Annotated in this window: 22 protein-coding genes and 1 tRNA gene; 13 read left to right on the top strand and 10 right to left on the bottom strand. The window is 67.5% G+C overall.

Annotation, left to right across the window (positions count from 1 at the left end; all coding sequences use genetic code 11):
- Window positions 1-94: 94 nt before the first annotated feature.
- Together DSM104299_RS22090 and DSM104299_RS22095 are read left to right on the top strand one after the other, a co-directional pair.
- Entirely contained in the window at window positions 95-2,173 is a 2,079-nt protein-coding gene (locus tag DSM104299_RS22090) for a P-loop NTPase fold protein (RefSeq protein ID WP_272473823.1), read from the top strand.
- A gap of 79 nt (window positions 2,174-2,252) precedes the next feature.
- Complete coding sequence (locus DSM104299_RS22095) at window positions 2,253-2,786, top strand: hypothetical protein (RefSeq protein ID WP_272473824.1); 534 nt, start codon at window positions 2,253-2,255, stop codon at window positions 2,784-2,786.
- A gap of 160 nt (window positions 2,787-2,946) precedes the next feature.
- Here DSM104299_RS22095 and DSM104299_RS22100 read toward each other — a convergent pair whose 3' ends face one another.
- From DSM104299_RS22100 to DSM104299_RS22115, 5 genes are all read right to left on the bottom strand, one after another.
- Window positions 2,947-3,465, bottom strand: coding sequence for a hypothetical protein (locus DSM104299_RS22100; RefSeq protein WP_272473825.1), 519 nt, complete (start codon window positions 3,463-3,465; stop codon window positions 2,947-2,949).
- Window positions 3,462-4,319, bottom strand: a complete 858-nt coding sequence (locus tag DSM104299_RS22105) for a hypothetical protein (RefSeq protein WP_272473826.1) — start codon at window positions 4,317-4,319, stop codon at window positions 3,462-3,464. Before DSM104299_RS22105 ends, DSM104299_RS22100 begins: the two co-directional genes overlap by 4 nt.
- The gene (locus DSM104299_RS22110; protein ID WP_272473827.1) at window positions 4,312-5,550 is read right to left on the bottom strand and encodes a tyrosine-type recombinase/integrase; all 1,239 of its coding nucleotides are present in this window, start codon (window positions 5,548-5,550) and stop codon (window positions 4,312-4,314) included. The genes DSM104299_RS22105 and DSM104299_RS22110 overlap by 8 nt, the downstream gene beginning before the upstream one ends.
- Window positions 5,551-5,557: 7 nt before the next feature.
- Complete coding sequence (locus tag DSM104299_RS29600) at window positions 5,558-5,803, bottom strand: helix-turn-helix domain-containing protein (RefSeq protein WP_432419753.1); 246 nt, start codon at window positions 5,801-5,803, stop codon at window positions 5,558-5,560.
- A 244-nt stretch (window positions 5,804-6,047) separates the two neighbouring features.
- On the bottom strand, window positions 6,048-6,809 hold the full coding sequence (locus DSM104299_RS22115) for a type IV toxin-antitoxin system AbiEi family antitoxin domain-containing protein (RefSeq protein WP_272473828.1): 762 nt from the start codon (window positions 6,807-6,809) through the stop codon (window positions 6,048-6,050).
- Window positions 6,810-6,973: 164 nt separating this feature from the next.
- Between DSM104299_RS22115 and DSM104299_RS22120 the strand changes: the two genes are divergently transcribed.
- The 7 genes from DSM104299_RS22120 to mobF all read left to right on the top strand — a co-directional run bounded on the left by DSM104299_RS22120 (window position 6,974) and on the right by mobF (window position 12,950).
- Complete coding sequence (locus DSM104299_RS22120) at window positions 6,974-7,351, top strand: hypothetical protein (RefSeq protein ID WP_272473829.1); 378 nt, start codon at window positions 6,974-6,976, stop codon at window positions 7,349-7,351.
- Between the two features lie 140 nt (window positions 7,352-7,491).
- Window positions 7,492-8,019, top strand: a complete 528-nt coding sequence (locus DSM104299_RS22125) for a hypothetical protein (RefSeq protein ID WP_272473830.1) — start codon at window positions 7,492-7,494, stop codon at window positions 8,017-8,019.
- Between the two features lie 191 nt (window positions 8,020-8,210).
- On the top strand, window positions 8,211-8,504 hold the full coding sequence (locus DSM104299_RS22130; RefSeq protein WP_272473831.1) for a hypothetical protein: 294 nt from the start codon (window positions 8,211-8,213) through the stop codon (window positions 8,502-8,504).
- The gene (locus DSM104299_RS22135; protein ID WP_272473832.1) at window positions 8,504-8,740 is read left to right on the top strand and encodes a hypothetical protein; all 237 of its coding nucleotides are present in this window, start codon (window positions 8,504-8,506) and stop codon (window positions 8,738-8,740) included. Before DSM104299_RS22130 ends, DSM104299_RS22135 begins: the two co-directional genes overlap by 1 nt.
- Window positions 8,740-9,279 carry a hypothetical protein gene (locus DSM104299_RS22140; RefSeq protein WP_272473833.1) on the top strand — a complete coding sequence of 180 codons (540 nt, stop codon included), beginning with the start codon at window positions 8,740-8,742 and terminating at the stop codon, window positions 9,277-9,279. The genes DSM104299_RS22135 and DSM104299_RS22140 overlap by 1 nt, the downstream gene beginning before the upstream one ends.
- Before the next feature lie 196 nt (window positions 9,280-9,475).
- Window positions 9,476-9,949, top strand: coding sequence for an RNA polymerase sigma factor (locus tag DSM104299_RS22145; protein ID WP_272473834.1), 474 nt, complete (start codon window positions 9,476-9,478; stop codon window positions 9,947-9,949).
- Window positions 9,950-10,055: 106 nt separating this feature from the next.
- Window positions 10,056-12,950, top strand: a complete 2,895-nt coding sequence (gene mobF, locus DSM104299_RS22150; protein ID WP_272473835.1) for a MobF family relaxase — start codon at window positions 10,056-10,058, stop codon at window positions 12,948-12,950.
- Between the two features lie 387 nt (window positions 12,951-13,337).
- Here the strand turns inward: mobF and DSM104299_RS29605 are convergent, their stop codons facing one another.
- The 3 genes from DSM104299_RS29605 to DSM104299_RS22160 form a co-directional block, all read right to left on the bottom strand.
- A complete protein-coding gene (locus DSM104299_RS29605) occupies window positions 13,338-13,706 on the bottom strand; it encodes a 4-fold beta flower protein (RefSeq protein WP_432419754.1) in 369 nt (122 codons plus the stop codon).
- Between the two features lie 34 nt (window positions 13,707-13,740).
- Window positions 13,741-14,277: a hypothetical protein gene (locus DSM104299_RS22155; RefSeq protein ID WP_272473836.1), complete on the bottom strand. Its 537-nt coding sequence runs from the start codon at window positions 14,275-14,277 to the stop codon at window positions 13,741-13,743.
- Between the two features lie 278 nt (window positions 14,278-14,555).
- Entirely contained in the window at window positions 14,556-16,538 is a 1,983-nt protein-coding gene (locus DSM104299_RS22160; protein WP_272473837.1) for an ATP-binding protein, read from the bottom strand.
- A 465-nt stretch (window positions 16,539-17,003) separates the two neighbouring features.
- Between DSM104299_RS22160 and DSM104299_RS22165 the strand changes: the two genes are divergently transcribed.
- From DSM104299_RS22165 to DSM104299_RS22180, 4 genes are all read left to right on the top strand, one after another.
- The gene (locus tag DSM104299_RS22165) at window positions 17,004-17,126 is read left to right on the top strand and encodes a hypothetical protein (protein WP_272473838.1); all 123 of its coding nucleotides are present in this window, start codon (window positions 17,004-17,006) and stop codon (window positions 17,124-17,126) included.
- A 127-nt stretch (window positions 17,127-17,253) separates the two neighbouring features.
- Window positions 17,254-17,628 (top strand): hypothetical protein, encoded by a 375-nt coding sequence (locus DSM104299_RS22170; RefSeq protein ID WP_272473839.1) that lies wholly within the window; start codon window positions 17,254-17,256, stop codon window positions 17,626-17,628.
- A 274-nt stretch (window positions 17,629-17,902) separates the two neighbouring features.
- A complete protein-coding gene (locus DSM104299_RS22175) occupies window positions 17,903-18,055 on the top strand; it encodes a hypothetical protein (protein ID WP_272473840.1) in 153 nt (50 codons plus the stop codon).
- Window positions 18,056-18,177: 122 nt separating this feature from the next.
- On the top strand, window positions 18,178-18,807 hold the full coding sequence (locus DSM104299_RS22180; RefSeq protein ID WP_272473841.1) for a hypothetical protein: 630 nt from the start codon (window positions 18,178-18,180) through the stop codon (window positions 18,805-18,807).
- Between the two features lie 42 nt (window positions 18,808-18,849).
- Here the strand turns inward: DSM104299_RS22180 and DSM104299_RS22185 are convergent.
- Window positions 18,850-18,915, bottom strand: a tRNA-Ser gene (locus tag DSM104299_RS22185).
- A gap of 45 nt (window positions 18,916-18,960) precedes the next feature.
- Window positions 18,961-20,076 carry a type IV secretory system conjugative DNA transfer family protein gene (locus tag DSM104299_RS22190; protein ID WP_272473842.1) on the bottom strand — a complete coding sequence of 372 codons (1,116 nt, stop codon included), beginning with the start codon at window positions 20,074-20,076 and terminating at the stop codon, window positions 18,961-18,963.
- Window positions 20,077-20,451 lie beyond the last annotated feature (375 nt).

Raw genomic sequence — 20,451 nt, forward strand, 5'->3', positions numbered from 1 at the left:
GAGAACGACGACCGTCTGTCACCACAGGCGCGGCGTGACTTCCGCAAGAGCGCCGAGAAGGTTGATGTCCACTCCCTCGCTCATTCTCTCGTCGATGAGCAGTAAGGACCAACCCACGAAGACGACGGGCGACGAGCCGATCTCAGAACCCGGCCAGGATGTTCTCGGACGCGCGGATTTCGCGAGCGAGATCCGGCGAGAGATCGAGCACGCGCCTCGAAAGGACGGGCTCGTCATCGCGGTCACGGGACCATGGGGCAGCGGAAAGACGTCTGTGCTCAACCTTGCCGTGGGCCCACTCCGCGACCCCGCTGGCTACCGCGTCGTGCCCTTCAACCCGTGGTTGTTCTCCGGCACGCCACAACTCGTCGAGCACTTCTTCTCCGAACTGCAACGGCAGCTCGACGGATCGGGCGACGCGGCACTCGACCGAATCGCCGCCGCGCTTGAGGATTACGCCGAGGTCATCGATCCCCTTCGTTTCCTTCCCGGCGTGCAGAAGGCGTCAGCGTGGACGCGATTCGTCGCTCGTGTCTTGAAACGTCCGGAGCAGAGCGCAGAGGAGCAGCGACGGCACCTAGCGGCGCTCCTTGCCGATCGTGACGAGCTCCTGGTGGTGGTCATCGATGACATCGATCGGCTTCGTGACGAAGAAATCGCGGATGTGATGCGACTCGTACGTCTCGTTGCTGGCTTCCCGAACGTCGTCTATCTCCTCGCTTACGACGCTGACCACGTTGCCGACGCTCTGCACGCGTCGGCGGGTCACGAGTACCTGGAGAAGATCGTCCAGGTCACGCACGAGATACCGGCGATCGTCGGCGAGCAGCTGTCGGATCTGGCGTTGGAGCGAATCAACGGCTTGGTCGGACCTGTGCCGGAGGAACGGTTCGACCGTGAGCACTGGTCGAAGCTCTACCTGTCCTTCCGCAAGTACCTTGAACTCCCACGCGACGTCGTTCGCTTCGTAAATCACGCCCGGGCGCCCGTTGCGCAACTGATAGACGAAGTCGACGTCGCTGACATTTTGGCGCTGGAGGCGCTCCGGCTATTCGAGCGAGAGTTCTGGAACGAGCTGCCAGCTCTGCGAGCCACGCTCACGAATACACGCGAGAAGGACGCGTGGCTCTTCATGGACGGGCCCAAGCCCGACGAAGACCGGTTGCAATCTGCGCTGAAACGAGCGAACGACCCCGACACGCTCCGCGACATCGTGGTCGAACTCTTCCCGGCCGCAGCTCGCTACATCAGAAACACGTACTACGGAAGCGACTTCTTGGCCTCATGGGAGCGAGCTCGACGCGTGGCTCATCCGGCGGTCCTAGGTACCTATCTGGCTCGCCAGATCCAACCTACGAGCGTGGCTACGGCCACCGTCCAGCGGGCGCTCGAGGCGCTTGACGACAGGGAGTACCTCGAGCGACTTATCGTGGAACTGTCGGACCAGCAGCTCCCAGATCTCCTCTCGCGCTTGGAGGCGTTCGAAGGCGATTACCCGGACGACGTGGCGCCAGCGATCCCCGTCCTTTACGAGATGACTCCGCGCATCCCGGAAGATCACAGCTTCTTTGGCGTCCGCCCGGCGATGCGCGTCACGCGGGTGATTCTTCGTCTCTTGCGCAACCGCGATTCGGAGACGATCACGTCAACCGTTGAGCGGGTGCTGCCGTCCCTCAATCTGTCGGACCGTCTGAGCCTCATCCATCTCGTCGGTCACCAGCAAGGCGTTGGCCACGAACTCGTCGACGCAACGAACGCTTCCGTCTGGGAGAACCGCCTCACCGCGGAGATTCTCGCCGCAACACCGCAGGCACTTGGCGCCGAGCCCGCGCTCGGTCTCTTAGTGCACCACCTAGAGCAGCAGGACCCCGACGCAGCCGTTGCCAAGGTGCGCGAGGCGACGGAAGCAGACAGTGCCTTCCTGCTCGCGCTCATCCGCGACGTCCGGCGGGAGGTCCGGAACAGTGCTGGCCGGCACGTTTCGCTGCTTTGGGATCGGCTCGTTGATCTAGTCGGCGAGGATGCGCTCATTCGTCTCATCACGGCACTGCCAGAGCTCGATGAGACGGCCGATGCGGATACTGCCGAGTTGGTGTCTCAGGCTCGGATATTCGCGGCAGACCCCGAGGCCGCGAAACGCGTGATGGCTGAGCACAGAGCGCGCTACTCCTGACCCAGGGCAGGTCTTTACGAGTTCGGAGACGGCGGCGCGAGACTTGCCAGCTCTCGCAGCGTCCGACTCTCGTCCGACAATGGAGCGCATCTCCGCCACCGCTGACAAAGACCGCCCGGACATCGCGATCCTGGCCCGCCTCGCCTACGACCACGCGGTGCGTGGTCTCGACTCGCAAATCGCGGTGCTCGGCGAGGCCCGGACGCGCGCCAATCAACTTGTCGTCGCGAGCGTGGCAGTCGCGACCTTGTTCGGCGGGTTCCTTTTTCGTGAGCCCGCGCCACCCCGCGGTGTCGGGATCGCAGCAATCGTCCCGCTAGCTCTGCTGGCTGGGGGAATGGTGCTCGCGATAAGGGCATGGAGACCAACGGGCAAACAGGGAGCCCGAGCCGGAGAACTTCAGCTGGTAGCCAGCGCGCGACTCGTCCTAGACCACGACCTCAGCGACGGCGCGGACCCCGAGAGCGTTGTAGCTGTCGGCCTGGAGGACATGTGGGACAAGAACCAGCTCGTCATCGAGCGCCTGATGGCACTCCTGAGACGCGCATCGACGTGTCTGGCGGGACAGGTAGCGTCGTGGACCGTTCTTCTGATCCTCAAGCAGGTGTTCTGAGTGACCGACAAGACCAATCCTGGTAGCGGTTCAGCTTCGGACGGTTCGCCCCGTCCAGGCCTCGGCAAGCCAGAGAACCGAGGCGGCCAGGGCGGCGCCAGCGGAACGACCCTGCCGCCGCAAACCAAAAAGCCATAGCGAACACCGCGACCGACGCCGATCAGAGCAGGCTCAGTTCGCCCCAGCGCTGAACCAGTTCCGCAGACGCATCGTCACGCTCCTCGCTCAGCGCTACTCGGTCGAGCAGCGCGAGGCTGCGCGTGTTGCGGCGGTCGACTCGCACGAACGTGCGCGGATGGCGGCCGAGCCGACGCATCTGCTGAAAGATCACCAACAACATAAAGTGACCGAGGCTGAGCTGCTCGCCCTCCGGCAGGTCGACGAGAACCCCGCGCGCGTCGCGCGCGACGGCAATGACCTCGGTGTAGCCGACGTCAGGAACCATCGACGGCTCGATGTGGTGGGCGCCGACGACGAGCAGGTCGCCGGCCGGGCCAATGCCGAGCAGCATGCGCCCGTCGAAGTAGGGCGGCGTCTGGAGGTATCGAAGCGGCAACGGGCCGCGGATCTGCTGCTCGACGACGTCCTCCCACGGCTCACCAGTGCTGCACGTGAAGCTACCGAGCACCTCTAGGTCGCCCGGCCGCAGACCGCGGATCTGGAGGTCGCCGGCCTTCACTCCACGTCAGGGACGCCGGCGGGGATGCGCACGGTCGGCGTGCCGGTGACCGTCAGGACCTCGGGATCGACCCCGCTGAGGACCTTCCCCCACGGCGTGCCGTACATGTCGACGAGCGGCTCGCCGAACTCGTTGACGTCGGGCATCTCGATCGCGGGCTCAACCGAGAGCATCGTGCGCCCGCCCGCGAGGATCTCCCAGCAGGCGACGACCGGGCTCCCTACCGCCCCGACTCCCAGGACGCGCACGGTCACCGCCGGCACCGAAACGGGAGCGGGCAAGCCCTGCAACTCGAGCATTGCCGCGACGTCGTTCAACGCCACGATCCGCCCGCTGAACTGCGCGGGCGCGGTCTCGGCATCCAGGCCGCGTCGGGCGCGGGCGAGCTTGCGCTGCAGCCCGGTCACCTCGGCGGCCAACTGCGGCGCAGCAAGCAGCCGGGCCAGCTCGGCGGCGCTGCTAATGCCGCCCGCGCCGGCGATCGTGCTCAGCGCCGCAGCGATCCGCTTGGCCTCCGGCGATGCGTCGAGCCGGGCCGCCGCCTTGGCGAGACGTTCGGCCATCGCGTAGTCCTTGCGCCGCGCCGCGCGGGCGGCGTCACGGTTCAACGCGCTGTAGAGATGGACGCGGCCGCCCAGCCGACCGGCCGTCCCTCGCGTCGTGAAGCCTAGCCCTGGCGACAGGGCGTGCTTGTCCTTCAGCGCGCGGATGCCGTTGTCGATCGTCGCGGTCTCGTCGAGACGGAAGTCGCGAACGATCTCTTGACGCGTGACGAGTGGGAGCGCAGCGGGCATGCCGTAAGTATAGGCTCCCGACACCGCAAATTGCCGTGTCGGTCGGACAAATCTAGTCATCGTTCGCCCGCCGTCGCGTGAACGCCGTGTTGACCATCTCGACCTCGCGCTCCGACGGCTGGTAGTGCGAGTAGATCTGGGTGGTCTTGGCGTCGGCGTGGCCGAGCATCTCCTGGATGAACCGCAGCGGCGTGCCGGCCGCAGCCATCTGGGTGCCGAAGGTGTGGCGCAGATCGTGAAAGCGGATGACGCGGACCTCCGCGTCACGACAGGCCTGCTTGAACTTGCGCGTCACCTTTGCGCCATCCAGCTCCTTGCCCGATTCGGGATGGCAGAAAACGAGATCGTCCGGTGCGCCGTAGGCGCTGCGCGCCTTCCAAACCTTCAGCGCCTCGACCGCCTCGTCGGCGATCGGGACCGACCGGCGCGTCGACTCGTCCGACTTGCCCTCCCCCGAGTGCTCGCCGCGCACGTACGCATTGCGAACGCGGATGCGCTGAGCGACCCAATCAACATGCCGCCACCGCAAACCCAACAACTCGGACTGCCGCAGCCCGGTGATCGCCGCGATCAGCACGATCACACGCAGGACCGGACCCCAGACGTCGGGCGGGACCGGCGGCGCCGGACCCCGGCGGCCACGTCGCGTCGGCGCCGGCGCGGGATGCACAACCTCATTCGGGATCGCCTCGAGAACCCGATCGAGCTCGTCCAAGGTCAGGTACTTGAGGTCAGGGTCAGCGTCGTTCTGACGGCGTCGCTTCGGACGCGTCGCGTGCCGGACCGGGTTCTCGGTCGCCCACTTCTTGTGGATCGCGTGCTCGAAGATCGAGTGCAGGAACGTCATCACGTTGCGCACCGACTTGGGTGCCAAGCCCTTGGCGAGCATGTCCTCGGCGAGCTTCTCGACCTGCGCCGTCGTGACGCGGTCCACGGGCTTCTTGCCGAGCGCCGGCGAGATGTGGACGCGCTGCATCGACTCGCAGTTCTCCTTGTAGGACTTGCGCGCACCCTCGATGACCTGCTTCTGACGCAGTGAGTCGGCCGCATCGTCGATCGTGTGCCGGCCCGAGACGGCGGGCCGCGGCTTACGATCCTCGTCCTCCTGCATCTTGCGGAACTTCTTCTCGGCGTCCGCACGTGTCAGGCCATCGGACTCCCCGCGGTGTCGCACCGGCCCCACCTTGCGGTGCAAGTGACGCCCGGCCGCCGTACGCCAGCGACCGTAGTAGGCGTCGCGCTCGCGATCGATGTACAGATGGCCGGTGCCGTAGTCCCGTTTCTTGCCCATCTCCTACCTAGGGCCGAGCGCGGCCAATCTCGCCCCCCGAGTGTCCGCCGGTTCGAGGCCCGCGCTGAACCTCATCGAGCCACCGCTCGATCGCCGAACGACGAAACCGCACGTAGCGGCCGAGGCGCACATGAGGCAGCGCGTCACGTCGGCTCTCCGCGTACACCCAAGCGGTCGTGACGCGCATGAGCGACGCCACCTCCTCCGCCGTCAAGAGCGGATCGTCCTCACCGAGTTGCTCGACGACAGCCATACCTCTTAGTCGACGAGCCACTCAAACACCCCTCGCCCGCGCAACGTGGCCGTGGCAGTCCGGCACCGTCACTTCAGCGCGGCGCAGCGCTAATGGCCTCCTCCCTGTGCCGGCCGTCTGGGGCGACGCTACAGCCGCCCGAGCAGCCGTCCGCGCACGATCCGCTGCGCAGCGCGACCGCCCAACGCCATCGCACGGCTCGTCCGTGAGCCGCGCGGTCCGGAAGGCACCGGCCGTCGCGTACCTACGAGCTGGCCTTGACGGCCGCGGCCCGGAGTCGTGCCTGCCAGGACTTGGGCAGCTGCTCGCGCAGTCTCGGCAAGGTCGTAGTGCCGCGAACCAACGACTGACGGACCGCGAGATCGACCTGCTCGGTCCAGCCATCACCGCGCACGACATCGGTGATCGTGCGTTCCACGCCGGTGACGGGAACTCCCAAGACGAGACGTCTGTCCCGCCGGCTGATCGGCCGATCGGTGAAGTGCGCGCGAACTCCCTCCGGGATCTTCGTGCCGCGCTTTGACCGTGGCATCGTCACGTGGACCTCGTCGGGGATCACGTCGGCGAGATCGAGCAACTCCAGCGCGCTCACATGCGAGACCACAGCGTCAGCGCGCGACAGACCCAGCCAGACCGGAACGACGTGCTCATTCGGCGAGCCCGGGAAGCGACGCAAGCGATAGACGGCCCGGCCGGCGCGCTGCAGCGTCCCGCCCTCACGGGCGTGATAGGTCAACGTCGATCGCGCAACACCCGCCTCGATCGCCTGCTGTGCCGTGAGATAGCCGCTCTGCGGCTCCGCGACGGAGTACAAGCGATCTATCACGCTCACGTCATCGTTCTCGCCAACAAAGCTGGCCATATACGTGACGTTAGAGGAACCGTCCCCAAGACGCAGCCAATGGCTGATCGCGATGCCACGCGCCGGCTCGCGCCGGTGCTGGGTCTCGAATGGCTCAACGCTGCGTGAGCCGATGGTCGGTGCGGTGATCGAGAGGGCAGCCACGTCTAGCTCTCAGGCGCCCGGGTCTGGGGCTGGCCCTCCCACGCAGTAGCAGCCGCCCGGTCGCGGCGGTCTTCGACGCGAACGCTCTCCGCACTGGGCTGGGGAGCTGAGGGCGGTTGCACAGCTGAGGGCACAGCCCAGACCGCTCTCGAAGGGAGCCACCCGTGACCGCCCAGCAGCTCATCGACACGCTCTGTGTCCCGCTCGGCCAGCGCGCCTCCGCCTGGTCCAGCGAACGCGACGAAGAGAAGCACCGTACGCGCCACGCCGGGTTCGCCGGCTACCCGTTCAGCGACGAGGGCTACGAGTTCATGGCCCGCGCCGTCGGCCCGGACGGCTCGTACCTGACGCCCACGGCAGGCCAGGTCATCCGGTCGGTCCCCGAGGCCGGCGACTGGCCGTACGTGATCTTCATGTGGTCGCCGTCGGAGCGCGCGGTCATCGAGTACTGCGAGGGCGACTTGATGGTCGACGTCTACGACACCGAACAGCTCTGCCGCCAGGCCGTCCGCGACGCCATCGCCCAGCACCCCTGCCCGTAGCGGCGAGCAAGTCGTAGGTCTTCGATCACCGAGGTGGTCCGGTGCGGACGCCGACCCAGCCCACGGTGGCACGCGTCCGTGCGTGCGGTGGAGCCGGGATCGGCTCCGCACCGGGCGGAGCCTCGAGCGAGGAGGACACCGTGCTCACGAGCAGTCACGCGCCGTCACGGCGGAGCGCCGGCGGTTGGCGCCGGTGGCTGGTGCAGCGGTCGAGTACCGCCGTCGAGGCGGCGACCGTCAACGGTGAAGAGCTGGCCCCGGCACTGGCGCCGCTGACGCGCCTCGCGAGCGAGGTGGGGTACTCGGTCGCGTTCGAGCGCCGCTATGGGGCCGAGGACGGCGGCGTCGTCTGGGAGACCCGCACCATCTCCATCAACAACCGCGTTTCCTCCAATCGCCGGGTGCGGGCACTCGTCTCCATCCTGGCGCTGCTGATCGAGATCGAAGAACGGGAAGGCACGGCTCTCGACCTCAGCTACACCGAGGAGGCGCTCGTGGTCGACTCGATCGCGTTCACGGTCTGGCGCACCATCGGCCTCGACACCGAGACGTCGGCGCCGGCGATGAGCTCGTGGCCACAGGCGTCACCGGAAACGATCGAGCGCGCGGCGGACATGGTCGACAAGGTGGCAGCGCGGATCGAGAAGCACCTCATCCCAGCGCGATGAGCAAGCGCATGGGGTTGGTACTGGGCGGCTGATTCGGAGCCTGTCCGTCAGCCAAGCACACCGGCTCAGGACGGTCGCCAGCCCTCGTCCGGACAAGACCATGGCTTCGCATCGCTGACGCGCTGACTTCGCAGAAAGGTACCGAGGACAAGGACCGGCGACCGCCCACGCCAGCGCGCAAAGCGTCGGCCATGCCCGATCACCACCTAGCACCACCACAAGCCGCCTCGGTCGGCGCGCTGGTCGAGTTGTCGCGGTACCGCGTCGCCACCGGCGAACGGGTCCTCCGCGGCCAACGCATCCTCGGCGTCGTCCGCGTCACCGACGCACCAGCGACCGGCGAAGGCCGGACCTACGTCGTCGAACGCGAGCTGACCTCCAAGACCGAGCTCGCGGGCCTCGTCGCCCACTACGTCGACCACGCCCAGCGCTGCGACGACGTCCCACTCCTGCACATGTACCCCGACAACGGCGAGGTCGCGTGATGTCCGCCTACGACGACAACTACTACCCCGACCCCGCCGAGCGCGAGGAGCTCGGCGACGAGGACATGATCCTCACCGATCTGATGGCGGAGTACATGCTGCGCCGCGAGGCAGGCGTGATCGTCATCTACCCCGAGCTGCTCGCCCGGGCGCAGGAGTTCGGCGACCGCGTCGCGGCGAACTTCGAGACCCTGGTCGTCTACTGGGAGCTCAAGCGTCTGGAAGGTGAGGCGTGATGGACGAGCAGCTCTCGCTGCTGGGCGACGCGACCGCCGAGGTGACGGTGCGCGTCGCCCCGAGTCCGAAGGTGCTGGTCTACGGGGCTAACGCCCCTGAGGTTCCGCGCCACCGAGACGCGGGAGCCCTTGGGTCGGCCAGCGCCAAGACGGTCCGGCTGATGCTCGAGTTGAGCGAGGACGCGCTGCGCTACAACCAGGCGCCCGATCCGCGTCTCGTTGTCCCGGAGAAGCGCGGCCGCGGGATCGGGAGCAACGGTCCGATGGGGCGCAACTCGCTGATGGCCGACGGCAAAGGCATCCGCGATTTCAGGACCGACGAGTCGGCGACCTGGCCGCAGCTGCTGCGCGCGCTCGCCGCCCAGCGCCAGGACGAACCGCACGTTGCCCAGGCGCGCGACCTGGCCGAGGCCTACCACTACCTGAGCTACTACTCGCGCGCCTACGGCACACCCGAGGACGCGCCACCGAACTTGCTGGAGAACCTGCGCGTCGCGATCCGCGAGCTCGGCGGTGACCCCGCCGCGGTCCCGATGTGAGCACGACTCGACCTGTCGGTGTGGGTGCTCGGCACGGAAGCCGAGCATGCCCGACGTGCTCGCCCGGTGACGGACGCCGGCGGCGCTTCATCTCTCCCCTGGGTCACCGGACTGCGCGCGCCGGGCGGGCCGGCACCGACCGAGCCCACCACATCGACAGGAGAGAACCGTGGCTCCACAACCCCCGCGCCTCCGGATGCTCCAAGGCGACGAGGCCGAACTGTTTCGCACCTACGAGGTCGCACTCCGCGCGGCCGTCCGGCACCACATCCTCGCCAGCGACGAAGTCATCGAGGACGCGTGCTCCTACGCGTGGCTCGAGCTCTGCTGGCGACGGCCCGACCGCGACAACGTGTTCGCCTGGCTGCTGCTCGTTGCCACCCGGCAGGCGTGGCGCAACCGCGAACGCGACCAGCGCGAGCGCAGCCTCACTGAGGTCCCACCCGACCGCGAACCCCAACGCGCGGACCTCTCCCGAGAGGTCGACGCACACGAGGCCCTGCACGCCCTGTCCAATCTCCCAGCCCGACAGCGCGACTACCTGACGCTCCTCACGACCGGCTACTCGTACCACGAGATCGCCAGCCTCCGAGACGTCTCCTACACCGCCGTCAACCGACACCTCACACGCGCACGACGCAGCCTCCGGCTCGTCCACGACGACCACTGAGCAGCACCCTCACGGTTCTGGTGGCCCCCACCACCAGGACCGGCACACAGTTGCACGTCCGTGCGATCACCCGAGGGTGGTACGGGCGCCCCGTCGACTACGTGACGTGCTCTCCATCGGAAAAGTGGGCGGCGGACAGGGCGACCCGCACTACTACATCGACACCGTCGCCACCGGCAAGGACGACTACTACACCGGCCACGGCGAAGCCCAAGGCCAATGGGCAGGCAGCGGCGCCGAGGACAAGAACCTCGTCGGGACCGTGGAAGACGACGCCTTCCTCAACCTCCTCACCGAGCCGACCGCCAAGCCCAAGAAGGTCCTCGCGTACGACCTGACCTTCTCCGCGCCGAAGTCGGTTTCGGTCATCTACGGCATCGGCGATCGCACCATCTCCCCCGTCGCCCGACAGGCCCACGACGAAGCGGTACGCGAGGCGATTGGCTACCTCGAACGCCACGCGACCTGGACCCGCCGCGGCGACGCCGGCAGGCATCGCATCCGCGGCGAAGGGCTGACCGTCGCCGCCTTTCGCCACCGCACCTCGCGCGCGGGAGACCCCCAGCTCCACACCCACGCAGTTGTCGCCAACAGCACCGTCGCCGAAGGCCGTGCGACCGCCCTCGACGGCCGCGCACTTTATGCCCATGCCCGCACCGCTGGGTTCCTCTACCAAGCGGTGTTGCGCAAGAACCTGACCGAGACGCTGGGCGTCGAGTGGGACCCCGTTCACAACGGCGTCGCCGAGGTGTCCGGCATCGACGAGCAGGTCCTCAAGCACTTCTCCCGGCGAAGCCAGGAGATCGCCGAACAGCTCGCCCGCACGGGCGGTCGTAGTCGCCGCGCCCGCGAGGTCGCTGCCCTCGACACCCGCCGCTCCAAGGACTACAACGTTCCGACCAACCGCCTCCGAGAGGAATGGCAAGCGCGCGCCTCCGAGCTAGGCCTCGACCAGGACACGCTCGATCTCGTCCTCTCTCGCAAGGCTCCGGGCCGACCGATTGGGCCGGATCTTGCCGCGACAGCCGAGGGCATGGCCGCGCCCGGTGGCGTCACCGAGGGCGCGTCAACGTTCGATCGGCGCGACGTGCTCCGCGACTGGGCCGAAGCCCACCGCGAGGGCGCCAGCGTCGAACGCCTCGAAGCGCTCGCCGACCGCTGGCTGTCCTCCCCGCACGCCATCCAGCTCGAGCGCGGCGACAAGCGCGAGCACCTCGGCGGCGCCCGCTATTCGACGCCCGAGATGCTCGCGGTCGAAGACCGGATCATCACCCACGCCGTCGCCCGGAGCGCGAGCGGCGTCGCGCAGATCGAACGTGCTGCCATCGACGAAGTGCTCGCCCGGCACGCCGGGTCCGCTGGCGAGCAGGCGGCGATGGCTCGCTCGCTCACGACGTCGGGAGATGGCGTGCAGGTGGTCCGTGCTGCGGCAGGGACGGGCAAGACGCGGGGGCTCACCGTCGCACGCGATGCGTGGGAAGCCGAAGGTGTTCGTGTCTTCGGGGCCGCGCTGGCGGCACGGGCCGCCGTCGAGATGGAGACGCTCGCCGGGATCGATAGCACGACAATCGCGCGGCTGCTGTTGGACATCGAGCAAGGCAATGGCCTTGCCAACGGGTCCGTGCTCGTCATCGACGAGGCCGGGATGGTCGGCTCGCGCGCGATCGACCAGCTCGCTGAGCACGCCGCCGCCACCGGCTCCAAGCTCATCCTCGTCGGCGACGACCGCCAGCTGCCCGAGATCGACGCAGGCGGAGCCTTCAGACGACTCAGCCGCGAGCTCGGAGCGATCGAGCTACACCAAGTCCACCGACAAGCCGCGGTCTGGGATCGCGACGCGCTCGCCCAGCTCCGACAAGGCAAGGTGCAGTCATGGATGGAGGACTACCGAGATCACGGCCGCCTCGTCGCCCGACCGACATCAGACCAGCTGCGCGAAACGCTCGTCGACGACTGGTGGGAGGCCGCCCGCCGCCCCTACGCAGGCGACGCGATCATGATCGCCCACCGCCGGACAGACGTGGCCGAGCTCAACGCGCTCGCGCGCGAGCGCATGCACCGCGACGGCCGACTCGGCGAAGAGGAACTGATCACCGAGACACGCGCGTTCGCGGTCGGCGACCGAGTGATCGCGCGCCGGAACGATCGCCGCGCCGGCGTCGTCAACGGCACGCGCGGAGAAGTTGTAGGGATCGACACGGAGCGCGGCACGGCATCGCTGCTCCTCGCCGACGACACCACCCGCGACATCGGCGCCTCCTACCTTGACGATGGCTGGCTCGACCATGCCTACGCTCTCACCGCACACGCCGCGCAGGGCGCGACGGTCGACCGGTCATTCGTGCTGGGCTCAGACGAGCTGTACCGCGAATGGGGTTACACCGCCCTCAGCCGCCACCGCGACCAAGCCCGCTTCTACGTGATCTCCCCCGGCTCAGTCGAGCGCGCACTCCCCGGCCTCGAGCCTCACCAAGACGCCATGGCCGAAGACGTCGTGGCAATGCTCTCGCCAAGCAGGCGCAAGGAACTCGCCCTCGACCTCCTCGACCGCGCCGGCCCGACTGCCGCGGAGCGAGCTGTCCGCGAAGCCCACGAAGAGATCGCGCGAGCCGAAGACCGCATCGCCTCGATGCGTGAAGAGCGCGAAGGGACCGGTCGCCTGCAGCGCGCCCGCCGAGCGGCGCTCGACCAAGACATCACCCGCCAAGAAGAGGCGATCGAGCGTTGGCAGCTACAAGCGGAAGCCATCGTCAGCGCTCCCGCAGTCCCGGTCCACAGCGACCCAAGCACGGCACCGTCGGGACCAGAACCGCACGAGGCCAGAGTCGCGCTCGCCCAACCGGACGATGGAATCGTCCGCGCGCTCGGCCAGTGGCCGCCAAGCCTCGGCGCACGCGACGAATGGATCCGCCAAGCGCTCCAGCTCGTCGGACAGGATCCGCCAGCCCTGGCGGTTGAACCGGAGCCAGCGACAATGGACGGCTTCGAGATGGACATCTAAGGGGGCGAGGATTGTGCGACAGACGCCTGATGCAGGCATGGCTATACCCGGAGAGATCGTCCGTGCGACCGGACTCTGCGTCATCTGCGACTTCAAGTTCGTCGACGAGGTCGTCGCGCGCTACCCCGAGCCGAACATGCCCGGTGGCTGGGCGTACGTGGAACTTCGCCATCTCGATCCTGTCGCACTGTCAGCTCTCGAGGCGCCCCAGCCGCCGGGTTGAGTCGGGCTTGCTCTTGTCGCGCAACGCAGAAGCGGGTGCTGACCGTTGAGGAGTTCGCCCGACGATGGACACCTGCGGCCACCGGTTTCCGAGCACGGAGCCGGAGTTGGCGAGCCTCCTGGACCCGAGCTACCACCGCGCCGACGCCACGGCTTCGCCGATGCCTATTGATTGAAGAAGGCGGGGCCGACCGACAGCGGCGACCACGAGACCTGTCGGGCCGGACGTGCCGGGCGTGCTTGGCGCGCTCCGCGGGCAGGTCGTGCGCTCCGCGCTCCTCGTGCCGGACGAGCCGCCCGCGCGGGCCGGGCCGGGCCGCCGCTTGCTCCCTCGGTGAAGTAGACGCACCCGCCGGAGTGGTCACGGATCCAACCATCGATAAACCACCCGATGTGACGGCCGCTGAACGTGTAGACGGACTGGTCAGACAGAATCGCCACCGGCGTGCCGTTCCATAGGAACATGGCGTCGGCGCCGCCGCTCTTGTAGGCGACGACCTCGCCTCTCGAATCGTAGAACGTTACATCGGACATTCCCGAAGGCTATGTCCAGCGCCAGTCGGATCGGTCAGCGGTCCTGCTCACCAGACTTGTCCGGGATCGGCGTCGCGCGCCTCTCGGGGCGCACCTCATCCTGATCGCGCACATGGGCGTCGTCGGCGTCCTTCTGGCCGGCGTCGAAATCTGCGCCGTCGCCGTACGGCCAGAACGATCGCTCGATTCCCGCTGCCTGTCGCGCTGGTCCCGACACCCGGGACGCCGGTGGCGGGACGCCTAGCAACTCTTCCAGCGTCTCGATTGCTGCCCGCACCGATCGCCAGACCTCGCGCGTCTGGTCGCCGGGCTCGACCGGAAAGCCGAGTTGGTGCCCCGCGGTATCGCCGCTCGTGCGTCGTCGGTGGTCGACCGTCCAGTTCAAATTGTTGATCTGGTCGTATGCGGCGGTGATCCTGAACCAGCCCCCCGCGTCCTCGATAGTGGTCGCTACGTCCGTCCGATACTCCGCCCACGTGCCAGTCGGGAGCTGCCGCGGCGCGATCCAGTAGCGCCCGCCCCGAGCGGCGTCCTGGATCAACGAGTAGGACTCGGCAAGCTCCTCATTCAAGAGACGCTGCGCTAGGCGCGCGGCGGCGCTCGCGCGGCGCTTCTCTACTGCCTCTTCTCGCTTCCCGCGCCCTCGCTCGATGAGCAGCTGCCCCGAAGTCGTCAGGACTCCGCCGAAGGCGGCGCCCCCGGCACCAATTAACGCCGCAGCCAGAGGGGTAACCGAACTCACGAGCGCGAGAATCTCACATTGCTCGGCCGCCGGGAAGGACCCGCCCGCAGCCTACCGCGCCGTGAGCTCCAGACGAGGCGGGCAGCGTCCGGGCGCGCCCGGCGCCGCTAGGAGCCGTCACTCTCGGCGGGCTCGGTGGTCTGGACACTGTCATTGCCGTCCGACCTGGCCTGCGGTGGCAGATACTTGTCGTGGGTGCGTCGGAGGTAGGCAAGCGCCTGATCGGTACTCGGCTCGTAGTCGAGATGCTGCTTCGCGAATTTGAGACGATGGAGAGCGTTGTCGAGAACTTCGCCCCACGTGAGAACCCATACTCGAATTCCCTTAGCATTCATGATCTGACCAAAGGGACGGTTGTCGGACTCTCGCTCGATCGCGGGCGAGCCCTTCACGTCCGTCGACACAACAACGAAGTCCCACTGAACGTCGACAGAGCTGAAGCGCGGATCGCCGGCCACTGCCGTCGCGTACTTGCGGATCTGGCTAGCTTCGTCGTCGCCAACGGCAACCGAAGGGCGCTTCAGCTCCACCACGAGATGTTCACGGCGGTTGCGTGCCTGGCCGAGCGAACGGGCGAGCATGAGGTCCACGATGCGTTCGTGTCCTTCGAGGTCCTTCACCGGCGCGTCGTCTTCGTCGAGCTTCGCGCGGCCCAGGAGTTCGATGTGACGCTGCAGGACCGTCGTCAACCCCTCGTCGTTGACCGACAGTGCGTACTCCTCGCCAAAGACCCACGTCTCAGCAGCAAGGATCTTGTGAAGCTGTGACCGCTCTTTGACGTGCTTCTTGATCTCAGGGTTGAGCACAAGCTCTTCCAAGCCCTTCAAGAACTCCAGTCGATCCGCTACCTCTTTCGAGAGTGAGATCAGCGCCGCGAGCGGCGTGCGATCGAGCAACTCGCTCAGTTCGTCTAGCCGATCTTGCGGCAGGTCGAGTACCTCGTGTAGAACCCGGTGAAGGGAGCCGGGGTCCTGTTCGAGTGCCTCACGGAGCAGCCGCAGAGATAGACGCCGCGAGCGGACTTCCGAGGCGTTCACCGCGCTCGATGCCGTAAGGGCCACGACGTCGAATACGTCGCGCACCGTTCGCTCAGTCCGCGTCGTCGGCTCGCCCTTGAATGGATAGGTCTTCTCGGCCTTCCACCTTGTTATCTGCTCGCGAGTCTTCTCCTGAAGCCGAACCTTGAAGTGCTCGCGCAGCTGGTCTTTTGCGGCCTCGATGAGCCGTTTGCGCTCGCCGCTGTCGAGGTTGGCCATCTGAAGGTCCGCCTCATCGGATCCCTCGAAGCCTGTCCATTGGAGGTACGCGGTGAACTCGAAGCCGGGAGCCTGGATCCCCGGCGGTTGCTCGATGAGCGGCGTGCCCTTGGAGTCGCAGAGGTAGAGCCCGCGGTCGATCCGTCGATTCCATTCGACCACCGTGAGAAGAGCATCGTCGCCCTCCGCTTCGAGGGGGTAGTCGGCCCGGTGTACCTGCGCCTTCGATGGGTCGATTTCGGTGCGGTCATACGAGATGTGCGCGTTGAACGTCTGCAACGAAAGGGCGAAGACCGCCGTCAGCCGATCGACTGGTCCTGTTCCTCCGAGTCCAACCGGAGGCTTGGCCCCAAGATCTGGGATGACCACCGTCGTGCCGGTCGGTTGCTCCGTCTCAGCAGCTTCGGAGACGATCACGTGAACCAGGTTCGAGAACTGGAGCTCAATCGAGGTCTGCATGTGCTGCCCCGACGCCTCGGGGTCGGCGGCGACCGTGCGCCAGATGATGCGAGTGCCGATGCCCGCGGCCCGGTAGCGCCCACGACCTTCGCGCCCATGAAGCGGTCGGCCTCCGCGAGATGCCTGTGCGTCTCGCTTCCAAGAGAAGCCAAGCGCCCCAAACAACGACTCGGCTTCGCGCGCGAGGATTCCGTGGCCGTTGTCGCGGACTCGAATCTCCTCCAGGCCGTCCATAACGTTGCGGCCAAACTCGACGCCGATTTCGGTCGCATCCGCGTCAAGTGCGTTCCAGATCAACTCGATGACGCCCGTGAGCGGCTGAGTTCGGGCCAGGCTCTCTAGGTGTTGCTTTGTGAGGGCGACATCGAACTCCACGGGTCGCGCAGTCTCTCACGCGTAGCGGCGGTGAGCACTCCCTCGGCAGACTTGCCACCGGAGCCAAGGACGAGCGACGCTCATGTCCCTCCCCGGGAACGAGAAGGGCCACCTGGCGTTTCAAGGGCGCCCGAACAGGATCCGAACCTCTGACCTCGGGTGGAGCGACGACTCGCACGATCCCGACCGCCTCCTGTTCACGACGCCGCGCGGTTACCCCGTCCGCCACCTCTGCTTTAAGCGCGTCTTCCGCCCGGCGGTCGTCGGGCGTCCTGCGCGGCCGGAGCGCACCGTCCGCAACGGCAACCGGACGCGCGTGATCCCGGCCTCCCCGGCGCTCCCGGCGGCGTTGCCGGCTCGGCTCCACGCGCTTCGGTTCCACGTCACACGGCGGCGGCGCTCAGCCTCGCCGAGAGCCCAAACCTCGCAGCAGTCAAGGAGCGCCTGGGCCACGAGAACATCGCGATGACCGTGGACCTCTACGGCAAGCGCGTGCCGTCCGTGGACGAGGCGCTGGCCGACGCCGTGGGCAACGTCATCGTCGCCAGGTCCAACGTGTTCGCCCTGCGAGAGACCGGAACGGAGTAGTTCCAACATCCGCCGTCGTCGGTACAAGGCTCGCGTGGGACTTATAGACCTACTAGGGAGCCTCGGGCTGCACCGACGGAATGAACGTCGACAGCTTCAGGGAATCGCGCGGCAACTCAGCATTGAGATGTCGGACGCCCGTTCCGCGATCGAGTTCGCTCTTGGAGAGAACAGCTGGGCTTCCCTGGACCGAGACGCACTGCGCCTCGAAGCCTGGCACCGCAACTCAGCGTCGTTCGGCGAGAGCCTGGCCGCCCAGACGTGGACCGCCGTCCAGTACGCCGCCAAGTCCACCTCGCAGATTCTAAGCGTGAGCGACGGGGTGGACCGACGCCTCTATCCGAACGCCGATGGCGGCCCGCACAACGCGGACAGGACCGAGCTTGAGAGCACCGCCGAAGCTCTGGAGACCGCCCTACTATTACTCGAACGGCCGAGCGGCTGGAGCGACCGGGCCGAATACGTGCGTCTCAAGCGCGAGCTTGAACAGAAGTACCCCTGAACGGCAGACCGGAGTAGCGGACCGAGGGTCGAGCTGACGAAGATCCAGCGGCCTGAATCATCTCCACGTTCGGCTCTACGTCGGACCCCGCCGAGCACCCCGCGGCAGGACGTTTCCTAGGAAATCTGCTGCTGAGTTCGTTCGTACATAGACATGCGCGGTATCGGTCGAATACATGCCTGTTTCTGTCCGACTAGGCCAGGAAGATTGAACACCCAGTCCCGATCGCGCGACCACACGGGCGCGACGACACCATCAAAGAAAGGACGGCGTCATGGCCAAGGTGGCCCCCTTCCACTCGAAGTTGCCCGGTACCGAGGTGTACCACAACGACAACACCTGCACGGTGGGCAACAACATCGAGACGTACAACAAGGTCAGCGGCACCGGCGGTCTCCGCCACTGCGCGATCTGCAAGAACGCCTAGAGGCGCTACTTGGGCGTCGTCGCCGGAGTCGAATCGACCGGCTCCCGGCGGCGCCCGCGCGTTCCAATTAGCTGTGCGTCCGGTTGAGAGTCACGAGAACGTCAGTCGTACACTTCCGCGCCGTGTTCGAAGTGTCCGCCCCTCAACTTGGACCGCCCGACTACCTGTACTGGCCTGCCGTTCGCAGCCTGCGCGAGTACGAGGGCAACGAGAGCGTCTGGCGTGTAATCGCAGGCGCGGTCCCCTTTGTCGCGGCGCCGGTCGTCCCGCTCGCCGGTGCGTTCGCGAGCATCTACGTTGGCGCCGACCTTAAGACGTTCCACGTCGCGCTTGGCGTCGTTCTCGCCACCGCGAGTTCGAGCGCCGGAGAGATCCTGCGGCGCCGCCGTGACTGGTGGCGCCTCGTCGCCGATCGCTTGTGGTCGTTTGAGCGGCCGAACCCGGCCACGTCCGTCTCCGTCCAGATCCGCGAAGCCGACCGTCCGCTCGCTCAGGTCGCCCTTCGAGGCGCCCACTTCCACCCGGCGGCGACCCTCCGGACCGGGGCGACCCCGCTCGACGCGCCGGACCTCACGTCACAGGTGCGCGTTGAGGAGCCGGAGGCGTGGGACACGTCCTCGGATGACGCCAACCGAATCGACCGCATCTACGCCGTCCTCACCGCCGCGGGCGTGCGCGCTCGGGTGGGTGGCCGAGACGTATTCCCCGCCCAGACCCCGGACGCCTCGGGCTCCCGGCCCGAACACACCTGACCCTGAAACGCGAAGACCTCGCGATTACCAGGGTTTCGGTGACGCGCCCAAGAGGATTCGCACCTCTGACCTTCGGTTCTGTAGAGCGATCGAACCGTTCGCTATCGCGTGGAAGCGACACTGGACCGGCGAGCGCGGGCACGACTCGGAGCGCTAGTGCCAGTACGGACGAAGCGTTGCGAGCGCTGGCAGCCTGGCTCCAGCCACGAGAAGGGCCCGATCCCCTTGGAGCTGCTGTAGAGCGGCGGAGTTAGGTCGCTCGCGACGGCCGTCGCGGTTGTGGCGCTCCCCGAGGAGCGAGGACACGTGATCCCGCGTGGCCTCGTCGGTGATCGGCCCGAGGTAGAGCTTGGCGGTGGAGTTGGCGATGATGGTGTCGGAGCCGCGGCCGTAGCGTTCGCGCATCTGGGCGAGGGATTGCCAGACGGTGGCGACGCGGATGCCGTGGCCGGCGACTTGGGACATTGTGCGTGGCAGTTCGGAGAGCGGTGCGACGTTGGCGGCCTCGTCGAGGAGCAGCTTGAGGCGGCGGTCGCCTTCGCGGAAGGTGCCGGTCTCGATGGCCTCGTGCAGGACAGCGGCGAGCAAGGCCACCAACAATGGCGCCACGAGTTGTTGGTGGCGGTCTTCGGCGACGAGGAAGAGCGTGTCGGCCGCGGAGGCGACGAACCGGCTCGGCGAGAAGTCATCCCCGGCGAGCTCCTGGACCTCGGGATAGCGGTAGGCGGCGAGGACCGACCCGGCCGACATGTAGGTGGTGCCGCGGTTGCGTGGGTCGAGTTCGGAGATCGCCTTGAGCTGCGCTCGAGCCGGATCTGCGCGTGCGGTGCTGAGGATCGTCAGAACGGCGCGGGTCTCCTGTGCGTCGACCCAGCCGAGGACGGTGGTCATGTCATGGCTGCCGAGCGCTGCGGCGTGGAGGAGCGGGGCGAGGAGCTTGGCGGCCTCGCCGCGCCAGTAGCGGGCGATCTCGGAGTCGCCGTCTGACGAGGCGTCGGCGAGCCACTGGGCTTGGCGCAGCGCGCCGGACCAGGTCTCGCAGCCGGCCAGCGGTGACCAGGCCATCGACTCGGTGCCGAAGGGGTCGAAGATCCAGGTCCGCCCCGCGCGCTCGCGTGCCTCGCGTGCGGCGTCGATGACGTCGCGGTTGGTGCTGGTGACGATCGCCGGTCCGTCGTGCTCCAGCAGCCACGGGATGACGCAGCGCGTTGTCTTCCCGGCGCGCGTCGGAGCAATGACGACAACATGCGCTTCTTCGTCGGCGTACACGGGTCGCCCGTCGACGCGGCCGAGCGAGAAGCCGCGCGCGGTCGCGCGTCCGAGGCGCAGGTCGCGATGGCGGCCCCAGGCACGGGGATGCGATCCACGCCAGTCGAACGAGCGGCGTCCGAGGCGCTCGCGGGCGAGCTGGGGCTCGACGCGACGGAGCGCGAACGTCCCGACCGCGGCCCATGCGCCGAGGACCACCGCCGTCGTCAACCACCACAACAACGGTCCGGGCAGAGAGGCACGTGCGGCTGATGGGTATGCGTTGGCCGGGTCGCCCCAGTGGCCGTCGCCGAGCAGTCGGAGCGCCGAGATGAGCGCACGCGCCGGCCCGACGTGCGGGAGGTGCCCGGCGTTCAGCAGGCCCGCCAGCGCCGG

It is taken from the genome of Baekduia alba (assembly GCF_028416635.1).
In the GTDB taxonomy this organism is placed as follows: Bacteria; Actinomycetota; Thermoleophilia; order Solirubrobacterales; family Solirubrobacteraceae; genus Baekduia; species Baekduia alba.